Genomic DNA, 12669 nt, shown 5'->3' with positions numbered 1-12669 from the left:
GCTAAAGTGGCAAGCATCGAAACCGTCCTCCGGGGCAAACGATGAACACTCCCTTCCCTGAAGCCATGGCCGCCGCCTTCGCCAGCGATGACGAGCGCTGGACGGCCGTCCTGAGACGCGACATGTCCGCCGACGGCGCCTTCTTCTACGGCGTCCGCACGACGGGCGTGTTCTGCCGCCCATCGTGCGCGTCACGCCTGCCGAGGCGCGAGAACGTCGACTTCTTCGCCTCCGCGGACGACGCGCGTGCCGCCGGCTATCGCGAATGCAAGCGCTGTCAGCCCGGCGGCCTGCCGCGCGAGCTGGAGATCGTCAATCGCGCGTGCGCCGCGCTCGACGCCGATCCGCAGCAGCGCCTCACGCTCGCGCAACTGAGCGACGCCGTGCACGTCAGCCCGTTTCATTTGCAGCGCCTTTTCAAACGCGTGGTCGGCGTGTCGCCGCGACAGTATCAGGCGGCCCAGCGCGGCGCGGCGCTGCGGGACGCACTGCAGCGAGGCACCGACGTCACGCGCGCGACCGTCGACGCGGGTTTCGGCTCGCCGTCGCGCATGTACGGCATGGCGGCGGCCGAGCTGGGCATGGCGCCTTCCGTCTATCGGCGCAAGGGGGCCGGGCTGCGCGTCCGTTACGCGAGCGCGCAAACCTCGCTGGGTCTTGTCCTCGTCGCGACGACCGACAAAGGCATCTGCAAGATCGCGTTCGGCGACGACGAAGCGCAGCTCCTCAGCGACCTGCGCGAGGAATTCGCGAGTGCCGAACTGATCGACGATCCGAAGCGGCTCGCGCCGTTCGTCGCGCAGATCGACGCCTATCTGCGCGGCACACGCCAGCGCTTCGATCTGCCCCTCGACATCGCCGCCACAGCGTTCCAGCAGCGCGTGTGGGAAGCGCTGCGCCACATTCCCTACGGCGAGACGCGCACCTACTCGCAAATCGCCGAAGCGGTCGGCTCGCCGCGCGCGGTGCGCGCCGTCGCCAACGCGTGCGCGTCCAATCCCGTCGCGCTCGCGATACCGTGCCACCGTGTCGTACAAAAGGGTGGTGCGCTCGCGGGGTATCGGTGGGGCGTCGCGCGCAAGGCGACGCTGCTCGACACGGAGGCGCATTCCGACGCGCGCCGCGCCGACACGGGCGCTCAACCTGCCGCCGACATGGATCACGCCGCTTGAGCACCGCGCCGACCGCAACGCTGGAACTCCCCTTCAAGGCGCCTTACGACTGGCCGCGCGTCCTGCGCTTCTTCGGCGCGCGCGCGACGCCTGGCGTCGAAGTCGTCGAAGATGGCGTCTGGCGCCGCGCGATCGGCTGGAATGGCGACAGCGGCACGCTCGCCGTGCGCAAGCATCCGCGCAAGCACTGCATCGTCGCGACGCTCGACGGCGGCGTGAGCCGCCATGCCGAGGCACTCGGGGCGCCGATCGCGCGCATGTTCGATCTGCGCGCCGATCCCAAGGCGATCGGCGCGAGTCTCGCCGCCGATCCATGGCTCGCGCCGCTCGTCGCCGCGGCGCCCGGCCTGCGTGTGCCGGGCGCGTGGTCCGGGTTCGAGCTGGTGGTGCGGGCGATCGTCGGGCAGCAGGTCAGTGTGAAGGCAGCGACGACGATCATTGGACGGATCGTGCAGCGCGCGGGCGAACGCATCGACGGTCATCCGCACGACACCACCGCGTGGCGCTTTCCGAGCCCGGCAGCGCTCGCCGCCGCCGAGCTCGCGCAGATCGGCATGCCAGGCAAGCGCATCGATGCGCTGCAAGGCTTTGCGCGCGCGGTAGCCGACGGGAGCGTGCCCATCGACAACGTCGACAGCGCGTCGTTCGATATCGCGCAATTGCGCGCGTCGCTGCTCGCATTGCCGGGTATCGGGCCGTGGACCGTCGAATACGTCGCGATGCGCGCGTGGCGCGATGCCGACGCGTGGCCCGCGTGGGATCTCGTGTTGATGCAGGCGATCGCGGCGCGTGATCCCGCGCTCGTGCGCCCCAACCAGCAGCGCGCGCGCAGCGACGCCTGGCGGCCGTGGCGCGCGTACGCCGCGATGCATCTGTGGAATGACGTGGCCGATCGCGCCGGCGCGGCGCGCGGCGGGTGATGCTGCAACTGCTGTTTTAGCCGCCGGCCTAGCCGCTGGTGCGGCGCGCTTTTACTCGCGCTTTTTTATCCGATATATCAGCCGATATCCGCCGCCCGCCGTGACGGCGGCGAGCGGCTTTGCGCACATTCCAGCGCATGCCGCCAATCGACTTCGCGGCCCCGCGCGGCGTACAGTGAGAGGCGCGCGCCAGACATTGCCAGCATGGCCGACAGGGGCGCCGCAGCGGCCTGAGGCGGCGGCAAGCAGCCCTTCTGGCGAGATGTTAAAGTGCCCGCTACTGAAAATTCCGCCGAACGTGGTCGACCGCGCAAAGCAGCTCCGTGCGGCGCATGGCGGCCGACCCTGTTCGATCCGCATCAATGCCAAACACGACATCCTCCCGCACGACCGACGCGCTGTTGCAGCGCCTCTCCGTGCTGACTTCCGGCCCGCAGCGCGACGCGCTGACGGCTGGTTTGCGCGGCATCGAAAAAGAAAGTCTGCGCGTCATGCCCGACGGTCATCTGGCGATGACGCAGCATCCGCGCCCGCTCGGCTCGGCGCTCACGCATCCCTCGCTGACGACGGATTATTCCGAAGCGCTGCTCGAACTGATCACGCCCGCCGACCGCGATCCTTCGATCACGCTCGAGCGTCTCGACACGCTGCATCGTTTCGTCTATTCCGTGCTCGGCGACGAACTGCTGTGGAACAACTCAATGCCGGGCCTCTTGCCCAACGACGACGAGATTCCCATCGCGCGCTACGGCACGTCGAACATCGGCAAGCTGAAATACGTGTACCGCGTGGGTCTCGCGCTGCGCTACGGACGCACGATGCAATGCATCGCGGGCATCCACTACAACTATTCGTTGAACGAAGAAGTGTGGCGCCAGTTGCACGCCCATCAGCAGTCGACGGCCAATGCCGTCGATTTTCAATCGGACCGCTATCTCGCGCTGATCCGCAACTTCCGGCGCACGAGCTGGCTGCTGATGTATCTGTTCGGCGCATCGCCCGCGCTGGACCGTCGCTTTCTGCGCGGACGTCCCCACACACTCGACACGTTCGACGCCGACACGCTGTACCGCCCGTACGCGACCAGCCTGCGGATGAGCGACCTCGGCTATTCGAATACGACGGCGCAAGCCGCGCTGCACGCCGACTACGACACACTGCCCGGCTATCTCGACGCGCTCGCGAAAGCCGTCAGCCAGCCGTATCCGCAATACGAAGCGATCGGCACGCAGCGCGACGGCGAATGGGTGCAGATCAACACCAACGTGCTGCAGATCGAAAACGAGTTCTATTCGACGATCCGGCCGAAGCGCGTCACCTATCCGGGCGAACGTCCGCTGCATGCGCTCGCCGCGCGCGGCGTGCAATACGTCGAAGTGCGCTGCATGGACATCGATCCGTTCGAGCCGACGGGTATTTCGCTGGAAACCGCGCGTTTTCTCGACGCCTATCTTCTCGTGTGCGCGCTCGACGACAGCGCGCCGCTGCCGCCGCCGGCTTACACGGAGGCAAACCAGAACTTCGGCCGCGTGACGATGGAAGGGCGCATGCCGGGCCTCGAACTGATGCGTGACGGACAGCCCGTCAAGATGCTCGACTGGGCCAACGAGCTGCTCGCGAAGATCGATCACACCGCCGCCGCGCTCGATTCGATCCGCGGCGACGACAGCCACGCGCGCTCGGTGGCGGTGCAGCGCGCGAGACTCGCGGACGCGTCGCTGACGCCGTCGGCGCGCGTGCTGCAAATCATGCGCGACAAGCAGCAAAGCTTCCTCGACTTCGGTCTCGCGCAAAGCGCGGCGCATGCCGACTATTTCCGCGCGCGTCCGCTCGACGCCGCGCAAGCACAGGAGTTCGCCGCGCTGGCCGCCCAATCGCTTGCTGAGCAGACGAAGCTCGAACGCGAAGAAGTCGGTTCGTTCGATGCGTTCGTTGCGGCGTATCGCGCGTACACGTTGAACCGCTTCAGCGTCTAGCGATCCGCGCAAGCACGCGGCCGGAAGGTCGGACAGAAGGGCAGCTTCGCGCTGCCCTTTTTTCATGCTGCACGATGCGGGGCGGGGCCGGAAATTGCTGTCTTGACCGTGCGATCGAACTGATTCGCGCTGTTCGGCGCTGTTTGGCGCTGGTTCGATTAGCGCGCCGCATGAAACGCCTCTGCGGCGTCGCGGTCCAACCCTTATAGCGCAGCGCTTCGCCGCTCGCCACATACGAGGGAGGAAACCGGGTTATGTACAAAAGTCTGATCGCCGCGTGCTGCGTCGTCGCTGCCGGCTGCTCGACGCGAGGACAGGTCGACCCCGACGTGATGCAAATCGCCACGGCGCCGCTGACCTGTACCAGCAAGAGCCAGTGCGACGCATGGTGGCAGCGTGCGCATAACTGGGTGACGAGCCATTCGAAATACGAGCTCGCCGCGTCCACGGATACGCTGATTCAGACGGCCGGCCCGGAAGGCGGCAAACGCGCGCTCTCGTATGAAATCACGAGGACGCCGAACAACGACGGCACGTCGACGATCGGGTTTGCCGCGCATTGCGACAGCTCGCTGGGATGCAAGCCGAATCCGTGGGAAGCGGGTGCCGACTTCAAGCAGTTCGTACGCGGCAGCCCATCCGACGCGACGGCTACGCCTAGCAGGCAATCGGCGGGAGCGGGCGGGCAATCGACTACATCGCCGACAGGCGAACCGGCTTCCCAATAAGCCGATTCGGACATTTTTCACATTTCTTTAAGACTTCTCCGATTGGTCACGAGACTAGCAACACCTATCGTCTCGGAGTTCCAATTTTCTCGTGAGAAGTCTCATGTTCGTCCGTACGTTGATCGCCATTGCTTGCGCTGCCGGCATCGCAGGCTGCACGTCCTATTCCGGTCCCACCCACAATACCGACGTCGTCACGCTCGCGAACGGCGCTCAGGCGTATCGCGTCCAGTGCCTTGGCCTGCTGGAAAGCGCCAAAAGCTGTATGGCCGAAGTGAAGCGTATCTGCGGCGACAAGCCGGCGATGCGCGTCTCGTCCGTCGATCGCATCAACTCCAATCTGAAGTCGGACGATGATCCGCGCGAAATCACCTTCCAGTGCGGCGCACCTGTGGTCGAGCAGCCCGTTCAGCCGGCGCCCGCCGTGGTCGCACCGGTGGTCGCGCCAGTCGCAGCGCCGGCACCGGCGCCCGTTCGCCAGGCCCCGGCCCGCAAGGTCACGTTGCAGGGCGACGCGAACTTCGCCGTCGGCAGCGCGACGCTGATGCCCGCGGCCACCGCCCGCCTCGATGACTTCATCGCGGCGAACCAGGGCGTCGATATCGATCATCTGACGATCGCCGGCTACACCGATTCGACGGGTTCGGCCCGGTTGAACAACCGTCTGTCGGCGGCACGCGCACGCGCGGTGCAGGGCTATCTGGCCAACGGCGGCTTGCGCGCGTCGAAGTGGGACGTGCAAGGGTACGGCAGCGCATCGCCGGTTTCGCCGAACACGACGGCTGCGGGCCGCGCGAAGAACCGTCGTGTCGAGATTCAGGTCGACGGCAAGTAAGCCTTCCGCGAAAGATCGGAAACAGCGGCGGCGTCAATGTCCCATTGACGCCGCCGCGCCCTTTTGGGGCTTCGTAATCCAAACGAGACACGCGAGCACGACAAAACATGCGCAGGAAATGCGGAAGAAGTCGTTCGTCGCCATCATGTAGCCCTGTTGCGTGACGATCTCGTTCAGTTGCGCCGTCACCGTCTGTCCCTTGAAGCCCAACGACGTCAGCAAGTCGCTATAGGTCATCGTGTTCGCCGAATAGGCATTCACCGATTCCGACAGAACCGCATGGTGATAAATCGCGTCGTTTTCCCAAAACGTCGTGCTGATTGCTGTGCCAATTGCGCCTGACAACGTGCGCAGAAAGTTCGACAGGCCGGACGCGCTCGCCAGTCGTTCGTCGGAGATGCTCGATAGCGTGATCGTCGTCATCGGCACGAAGAAGCAGGTAACCCCGATGCCCTGTACGAGGCGCGGCAAGATCACCTGGTTGAACGGCGCATCGAGCGTGAACGTCGAATTCCACGCCGACACGAAGGCAAACACGACAAAGGCAAAGCTCGCGACCATCCGCAGATTCAGCCGATGCATGTTGCGCCCGATCATCGGCGACAGCACGAGCGCCAGCAGTCCGACAGGCGCCGTCGCGAGCCCGGCGAGTCCCGCCGTATAGCCCATCACGGTCTGAAGCCAGAGCGGAAAGATCACCACCGATCCGAAAAACGCCATGAAGCCAAAGGAAATGATGAGCGCGCCGAGCGCGAAATTCCGATCTTTGAATAGCGACAAGTCGACGACAGGCGTTTTCTCAGTCATCTCCCAAACCAGCATGAAGGCGAGCGACGTGACTGCGATGATCGCGAGCGCGACGATGAACGACGAATTGAACCAGTCGCGATCCTTGCCGAGGTCGAGCATCATCTGCAGGCACGACACGCCGACTACCAGCAAGCCCAGACCGATGCCGTCGATGCGCTGTTTCGCCGTCGGCGTTTCGCGGCCGCGCAGCAGAAAGTATGCACACGCCGCCGAAAACAGGCCGATCGGCAGGTTGATGTAGAAGATCCACGGCCAGGTGTAGTTGTCGGTGATCCAGCCGCCCATCACGGGGCCGAAAATCGGCGCAACGATCACAGTCATCGCCCATAGGCCGAGCGCGAGTCCGCGCTTCTCCAGTGGATAAGATCGCATCAGAATCGTCTGCGAGAGCGGCACCATCGGACCGGAAACAAGTCCTTGCAGCAAACGAAACGCGATCAGCGACTTGAAATTCTGAGCGAATCCGCACGCCGCCGACGCCAGCGTGAACAGCAGCACAGACAACGTGAACAGGCGAACTTCGCCGACCCGTCGCGCGAGCCAGCCCGTGAGCGGCACCGCGATCGCTGACGCCACCGAATAAGACGAGATCACCCACGTGCCCTCGCTGGTCGCGACGCCGAGACTGCCTGAGATCGTAGGCACGGCGACGTTGGCAATCGACGTGTCCAGCACTTCCATGAATGTGCCCAGCGCGAGCCCCACGGTCAGCAGCGCGAGCGTGCCGCCCGCGAGCGGGGCAGGCGCGGCGGGCGCCGGCTCCCCCGGCATGGGACCGCCGGGTGGCGGCGCCTCCTGCCCGACAGGATCGGACGGCGGCAGGTCGACGGCCGTATCGCCCGATGCGGAAGCGGAAGCCGAAGCTGAAATGGATGCGCTCATTTCGCGTGTTCTCCTTGTCGCGCGGCGAAACTTGTCATGACATGGAAAAGCACCTGACCGGCGTGCACATTTTCATGTCCCGACATTCTCTGCCCAGACAGATAATCGTTTAAAACGAAGCCGCGCCGGAGCGCGGCCATTCAGCCCATGTGACCGGAAACGGACTTCCCGGGGTCTTCTTCGTTGCTGGCGACGTTGGTGCCGCAACCGCAGGCGCCGTTTCCGCCGTCGATACCGTTCGCAATGAAGCGGCTCAGCAAATCCATCAAAGCGGCCAGATCCGCGTCGGAAAAGCCGCGCAACTGTTCGTTCAGCACCGCCGCGCCGATCGCCGGCAATTGCGATGCAGCGTGCCGGCCCTGCGGCGTCAGTTCCAGCTTCACGACCCGCCGGTCGGCCTCACTGCGCGAGCGGGCGATCAGTTCCTTTTTTTCGAGCCGGTCGAGCATGCGCGTCATCGAGCCGCTGTCGTACGACATCACCCGTGACAGTTCAAAAGGCGTCGTCGCTCGGCCGGACGCAAGCAGCAGAATCACGCCGATCTGCTGGGTCGTCAGGCCGAGATGCGCGACCGCGCGATCGGTGCGGTCGACCAACACGTTGCGCGCCTTCGTCAGGAAATAACCAAGGCTCGATTCCAGATGAATCGAGTCCGGCTGATAAGGACCGTCTGTCATGAACGCTGTTGTGCAAACGCCTGAGCCTGGCTAAGAGTGTCGCCGATTGTATCTGCTTAGGCAGCGAACCAAAAACCACCTGCAGAATCCGTGGGTTACGACGCCAAAAAACAACACAAGACCATGCTGCGATGCACAGTATCTTGAAAAATGATTGCATGGTCAATATTATGGCAGGCAACGAGTTACGCGTTCCGCGTCATCGGAGACCATGTTCTGACCGCACTTGCGTGCGCCTTCCTTTCCCGGCGCATAGAGGATTCTCGCGATGCTGTACCTGAAAAACACCGTTGGCGGCTGGGGCCGCTCATTGACCGATTCTGCGCTGCAAACGTTTCAAGGCGGCAACCGCTGGTGGAAAGTCGCCTTGTACGCGGTGATCTTCGTGCTGCCGGGCGGGTCGATCGGGGTGTTGCTGTTCGCGTGGTTCGAAAATCGGCGCTCGCGCAGCGCCAAGGCACGAGTCGCGAAGCCGCTGGCGCTGCTTGCCGCGCCGCTCAAGGCCCGCTCGACATCCGGCCATCCGACGATCGCGCCTGCTTCGACTGTCTGCCAGTCCCGTCCGGATGCGCCTGCGTGCCGCGCCGCAGCGGGCAAACAGGCGCGGCAGACCACGGCCGATCCGCGCGTCTGACGGGCACATCGGAAGCCGCTTCACCGACGAAGGCCGCCATCGGGCGGCCTTTTCGTTTTTCGCGTTGGTTGTGTTTTGGCCTGTTTGCGCGCCATCCGGCCAACCATATCGCCCCGTAACAGCGCGTAACCGACGCCTCACCGTCGGTAACACACGCTGGGCCAGCCCCGCATTAATCTTTCCGTTTTCCTCGCCCGGTTTCGCGTGAGCTAACATTCGAGCCAACGCGAGCACGCGCCCGAATCACGCGATCCGCCGCCGCGCGAAACGCACGCGCAGCGGGCGTCATCCGTATCGACAGGAATTCAATTGCATGCAGTTTGATCGAACTACGCGCGCCCGCGCCGCTGTCGCGTACGACGCCAGGCCGCGCGTCCTGACGGCGGCCGTCGCCGCTGCGCTCGCCGTGGCCCTGGCTGGCTGCGCCGTCGGTCCCGATTACAAGCGGCCGTCCGTCGACATCCCCGCGTCATACAAGGAAGCCGCCGAAGGCTGGAAAGTCGCGCAGCCCGCCGACCAGCAGGATCGCGGCGCCTGGTGGACTATCTACAACGATCCGCAGCTGAACGCGCTCGAAGACAAGCTCGACGCGTCGAACCAGAGCATCGCGCAGTTCGCCGCCGCCTACCGGCAGGCGCGCGCGCTCGTCGCCGAAGCCCGCTCGGCGTATTTCCCCGTGATCAGCGCGGCGGCGGACGGCTCGCGCTCGCGTTCGCCGAGCCGCCGCTTCAGCGGCTCGGTCACGGGCGGCGGCGGCGGCACCACGTCGTCGCTGAGCAGTTCCGGCACGATCAGCAACAGCTACAGCCTCTCGCTCGATGCCACCTGGGAACCCGACCTATGGGGCAAGGTAAGCCGGACGGTGGCGGGGCAGCAGGCGGGTCAACTGGCCGCCGCCGCCGATCTGGCCAACGCGCGCCTCTCGGCGCAGGCCACGCTCGCGCAAACGTACTTCAACATCCGCTCGCTCGACGCGCAGCAAAAGCTGCTCGACGATACCGTCGCCGCTTACCAGCGCTCGCTGACGCTCACGCAAAATCGCTATGCGCAGGGCGTTGCCGCGCGCTCGGACGTGATCCAGGCGCAAACGCAGCTGCAATCGGCACAGGCCTCGGCAATCGACAACGGCGTCGCGCGCGCGCAGAACGAACACGCGATCGCCGTGTTGATCGGCGAGCCGGCCTCGACGTTCTCGCTGCCGCCCGCGCCCCTCGACGCCGTGCCGCCTCCCGTCCCCGCGCAACTGCCTTCCGCGCTGCTCGAACGGCGGCCGGACATCGCGTCGGCGGAACGCAAGGCGGCCGCGGCGAACGAGCAGATCGGCGTCGCGATTGCGGCGTTTTTCCCGACGCTCACGCTGTCGGCGAGCGGCGGCTACGAAAGCTCGGTGTTCTCGCAATTGCTGACGGCGCCGTCGCGCTTCTGGACGCTCGGCCCGCAGCTCGCGCAAACCATCTTCGACGCCGGCCTGCGCCGCGCGCAGACGGACGCCGCGCGCGCCATTTACGATCAGGACGTTGCCACGTACCGGCAAACCGTGCTGGCGGCGTTCCAGGACGTCGAAGACAACCTCGCGTCGCTGCGCATCCTCGAGCAGGAAATCGCGGTGCAGCAGCAGGCCGTGCAGTCGGCACAACAGGCGCTCGACATCGTGACGAACCAGTACAAGTCGGGCACCGTCGGCTATCTGAACGTGCTGACGGCGCAAACCACCGCGTTCACCGCCGAGCAGAAGCTCGCCAGCATCGCGGGTCAGCGGATGGTGTCGTCGGCGGGGCTCGTGAAGGCGCTCGGCGGCGGCTGGGACGTCTCGCAGATGAGCCGCGAAACAGGCGATGTGGCAGCCCCCGCGGCCGCGCCGGCGTCGCCGCCCTCCGCGCCTGTCGCGCCCGTTTCCAGAACGTCGGCGACAACCGGCTGATCTGCATCGCCAGCCGCACGACGAGCACCAACACAAACGGCCGCCACCGGCAAACATGGCGGCCGTCGTGTTTTGGCGGCTCTAGAGCCTCAGCGGGGCCCAGCGAGGTCCGGTGACCTTCGGTGCGGCCCGGTGAATCTCAGTGGACGAAGCTCAGCGCGACCTGGCCCGGTCCGACCGGACGTCCGAGCAGGTTCAGCAACCCCGCCAGATTATCGGCGGCATCGGGGGTCGAGCTCGCCATGCCCGTGAACGCCGTCGAAGCGGGACTCACCGTGCCGTGACCGTTCAGCAGCAGCGGCCCTTTGGTGGTCGTCAGATCGAGCGTGCCTGAGCCGCCTGCCGCCTGGAAGACCACGCGATACGACCCGAGCGGCTTCACGCGGGACACGCGCGAGCTCATGTCGTTGAGCGTCACGATCAGCTGGCCGAACGCCTGCCGGTTGAAGCTGCGCCAGTCCGTCCAGCTTAGCCGCACGTCGCCTTGCAGATCGAGCGTGTTGAAGGGCGCGCCCAGACCCGCAAGCAATGCTGCCGGCACGGCGATGCTGCCACCCGACAGCGTCGCGCTACGCGGCGTCGCGTCGACGTTGACGGGATCGGGCATCGCCTCGCTCTGCCGCATCTGCATGTGGACGCGGCCCACGAGCAACGGCCAGAACGACGTGCGCCATTCGATCCGCCCAGGCAGCAGCGTCGCCGACTCCGCGCCGGGTCCGGCGGACAGCATCAGCGAAGCCGAGCCGCGCCACAGCGACCCCGACGGCTCGACGAGATTGACGTGCCCTTGCGTGGCCTTCGCGAACTGGGGCGTGACCCACGCGGCGGGCGCCATCACGAGCAGCATCACGACATTGGCGATCAGCGCGACGGCGAGCCAAGGCAGCGCGGCGCGCAATCGCCGCATCCAGAAGCTCATGCGTGATCCCGTGGCAGCGCCGTCATTTGATCGCCGCCGGCTGCAACGAGGCCGTCAGATCGACCTGACCGTCCTCCTTCAACGCCGTCACGTGAGTCTCGGCCACCTGCACCTTGAACTGCTTGCGGGCGTCGTCGAGCCACAGTGTCCACGCCGGGAACGACGCGTTCTTCAGCTGGATCTGCACCGCGTTGCCGAGCACCTGGACCTGCGTGGCCGCGAGACCGTGATCGTTCAGCGAAGCGGCGAGGGCGTCCTTCAGCGCGCCGCCTGTCGGCGCCACGCCCTGCGCCGCCGCCGACAGCGAGCGCGCCTCGTTCGCCTGCGCCGTCATCTGCGAAAGCTGGCGCTGCAATGAGGGAATCGATGCGCGCAGACGCGCGCGGCCTTCCTGCGCGGGCGCCCACAGCACGGACCACACGATGACCACCGCAAGCACCGCGCCGCCCCAGGTCAGCAAGGCTTTCTCGCGCGGTGTGCGCACTTCCCAGAAACCGGCCCACGCGTTCAACAGTTCTGCTTTCATTGTCCGTTCCTGATCGTCCATTTGCCCGTATTGCTGTCGATCGCACCGTTCAGCCCGTTGCGCGCCAAACGCTGCTGAAAACCGGGATCGATCTTCACCTCGGGCTTGAACGTCACGTCGAGCCGCCGGTCGTGATAGTCCAACGCGGCAATGCCGTTGACGGGCACCGGTCCCAGCGAACGCGCGAGCCCGTCCGCGAGCGAGAGAAAGTCGTCCGGCGACAGTTCGCCCGCAGCGACACGCAGTTGCTGCAACTGGCGCGCCATCTGATCGGGCGCATCGAGCACGACCGTCGTTTTCGGAAACGTGTTGAGCAGCAGCTCCGTCATCTGCGCGTTGATCGCATCGCGCTGACGCGACAGCATCAGCCACTGCACGTTCGCGCCGATGATCGCGACCAGCACCGTGCCGACCAGCAACCACAACGGCAAACGCAGGCGGCGCAGCGTCGCGCGATCGAGGCGCCACGGCTGCGCCGCGAACTCGAACTGGCAGAGATCGAAGCGACACTGTATTGCGTTGCGCGCGAGCGTCTCGAACGACAGCGGCAGCGCGCCGGCAAACGCGGATGGCAGCGCGGGCTTCGGCCTGGCGGCGAGTGGCGAACGGGTGAGTAAGACATCGGAACGTGTCCTGGAGTGGGGGATAGCCCGGCGAAAGCCGGATTAA

General features: G+C 65.8%; 11 protein-coding genes and 1 pseudogene. 7 read left to right on the top strand and 5 right to left on the bottom strand.

The genetic code is table 11. From position 1 onward, the window contains the following. Window positions 1-41 precede the first annotated feature (41 nt). The 5 genes from ada to H3V53_RS18555 all read left to right on the top strand — a co-directional run bounded on the left by ada (window position 42) and on the right by H3V53_RS18555 (window position 5631). The gene (ada, locus tag H3V53_RS18575) at window positions 42-1172 is read left to right on the top strand and encodes a bifunctional DNA-binding transcriptional regulator/O6-methylguanine-DNA methyltransferase Ada (protein WP_336599207.1); all 1131 of its coding nucleotides are present in this window, start codon (window positions 42-44) and stop codon (window positions 1170-1172) included. Beyond that, window positions 1169-2092, top strand: a complete 924-nt coding sequence (locus H3V53_RS18570) for a DNA-3-methyladenine glycosylase family protein (protein ID WP_336599206.1) — start codon at window positions 1169-1171, stop codon at window positions 2090-2092. The genes ada and H3V53_RS18570 overlap by 4 nt, the downstream gene beginning before the upstream one ends. Before the next feature lie 362 nt (window positions 2093-2454). Next, window positions 2455-4068, top strand: a complete 1614-nt coding sequence (gshA, locus tag H3V53_RS18565) for a glutamate--cysteine ligase (protein ID WP_336599205.1) — start codon at window positions 2455-2457, stop codon at window positions 4066-4068. A gap of 254 nt (window positions 4069-4322) precedes the next feature. Continuing rightward, a complete protein-coding gene (locus H3V53_RS18560; RefSeq protein ID WP_054918090.1) occupies window positions 4323-4796 on the top strand; it encodes a hypothetical protein in 474 nt (157 codons plus the stop codon). Window positions 4797-4899: 103 nt separating this feature from the next. Next, the gene (locus H3V53_RS18555; RefSeq protein ID WP_336599204.1) at window positions 4900-5631 is read left to right on the top strand and encodes an OmpA family protein; all 732 of its coding nucleotides are present in this window, start codon (window positions 4900-4902) and stop codon (window positions 5629-5631) included. Between the two features lie 33 nt (window positions 5632-5664). Here the strand turns inward: H3V53_RS18555 and H3V53_RS18550 are convergent, their stop codons facing one another. Both H3V53_RS18550 and H3V53_RS18545 read right to left on the bottom strand, forming a co-directional pair. Next, window positions 5665-7212 (bottom strand): DHA2 family efflux MFS transporter permease subunit, encoded by a 1548-nt coding sequence (locus H3V53_RS18550; protein ID WP_336599288.1) that lies wholly within the window; start codon window positions 7210-7212, stop codon window positions 5665-5667. Window positions 7213-7463: 251 nt separating this feature from the next. Then, window positions 7464-8000: a MarR family winged helix-turn-helix transcriptional regulator gene (locus tag H3V53_RS18545; protein WP_336599203.1), complete on the bottom strand. Its 537-nt coding sequence runs from the start codon at window positions 7998-8000 to the stop codon at window positions 7464-7466. 268 nt (window positions 8001-8268) lie between these two features. Between H3V53_RS18545 and H3V53_RS18540 the strand changes: the two genes are divergently transcribed. Together H3V53_RS18540 and H3V53_RS18535 are read left to right on the top strand one after the other, a co-directional pair. Beyond that, window positions 8269-8634, top strand: coding sequence for a hypothetical protein (locus tag H3V53_RS18540; protein WP_336599202.1), 366 nt, complete (start codon window positions 8269-8271; stop codon window positions 8632-8634). Between the two features lie 313 nt (window positions 8635-8947). Beyond that, window positions 8948-10555 carry an efflux transporter outer membrane subunit gene (locus H3V53_RS18535; RefSeq protein ID WP_336599201.1) on the top strand — a complete coding sequence of 536 codons (1608 nt, stop codon included), beginning with the start codon at window positions 8948-8950 and terminating at the stop codon, window positions 10553-10555. A 139-nt stretch (window positions 10556-10694) separates the two neighbouring features. Here the strand turns inward: H3V53_RS18535 and H3V53_RS18530 are convergent, their stop codons facing one another. The 3 genes and pseudogenes from H3V53_RS18530 to gspL all read right to left on the bottom strand — a co-directional run. Next, complete coding sequence (locus H3V53_RS18530; protein ID WP_054918099.1) at window positions 10695-11474, bottom strand: type II secretion system protein N; 780 nt, start codon at window positions 11472-11474, stop codon at window positions 10695-10697. Between the two features lie 22 nt (window positions 11475-11496). Beyond that, on the bottom strand, window positions 11497-12000 hold the full coding sequence (locus H3V53_RS18525; RefSeq protein ID WP_336599200.1) for a type II secretion system protein M: 504 nt from the start codon (window positions 11998-12000) through the stop codon (window positions 11497-11499). Next, window positions 11997-12560: pseudogene (gene gspL, locus H3V53_RS18520) on the bottom strand (type II secretion system protein GspL); the annotation flags it as partial. The pseudogene gspL and the gene H3V53_RS18525, both read right to left, overlap by 4 nt. Window positions 12561-12669: the final 109 nt, after the last annotated feature.

The sequence above is a fragment of the Paraburkholderia bengalensis genome (assembly GCF_037126505.1).
Taxonomy (GTDB): Bacteria; Pseudomonadota; Gammaproteobacteria; order Burkholderiales; family Burkholderiaceae; genus Paraburkholderia; species Paraburkholderia bengalensis.
This window is presented reverse-complemented; position numbering and strand designations above follow the sequence as displayed.

What these genes read in the sequence shown, in the direction of transcription:
- ada (WP_336599207.1), top strand. Translation starts at nt 42, where the DNA reads ATGAACACTCCCTTCCCTGAAGCCATGGCCGCCGCCTTCGCCAGCGAT.
- gshA (WP_336599205.1), top strand. Translation starts at nt 2,455, where the DNA reads ATGCCAAACACGACATCCTCCCGCACGACCGACGCGCTGTTGCAGCGC.
- H3V53_RS18560 (WP_054918090.1), top strand. Translation starts at nt 4,323, where the DNA reads ATGTACAAAAGTCTGATCGCCGCGTGCTGCGTCGTCGCTGCCGGCTGC.
- H3V53_RS18555 (WP_336599204.1), top strand. Translation starts at nt 4,900, where the DNA reads ATGTTCGTCCGTACGTTGATCGCCATTGCTTGCGCTGCCGGCATCGCA.
- H3V53_RS18550 (WP_336599288.1), bottom strand. Translation starts at nt 7,212, where the DNA reads ATGCCGGGGGAGCCGGCGCCCGCCGCGCCTGCCCCGCTCGCGGGCGGC.
- H3V53_RS18545 (WP_336599203.1), bottom strand. Translation starts at nt 8,000, where the DNA reads ATGACAGACGGTCCTTATCAGCCGGACTCGATTCATCTGGAATCGAGC.
- H3V53_RS18540 (WP_336599202.1), top strand. Translation starts at nt 8,269, where the DNA reads ATGCTGTACCTGAAAAACACCGTTGGCGGCTGGGGCCGCTCATTGACC.
- H3V53_RS18535 (WP_336599201.1), top strand. Translation starts at nt 8,948, where the DNA reads ATGCAGTTTGATCGAACTACGCGCGCCCGCGCCGCTGTCGCGTACGAC.
- H3V53_RS18530 (WP_054918099.1), bottom strand. Translation starts at nt 11,474, where the DNA reads ATGAGCTTCTGGATGCGGCGATTGCGCGCCGCGCTGCCTTGGCTCGCC.
- H3V53_RS18525 (WP_336599200.1), bottom strand. Translation starts at nt 12,000, where the DNA reads ATGAAAGCAGAACTGTTGAACGCGTGGGCCGGTTTCTGGGAAGTGCGC.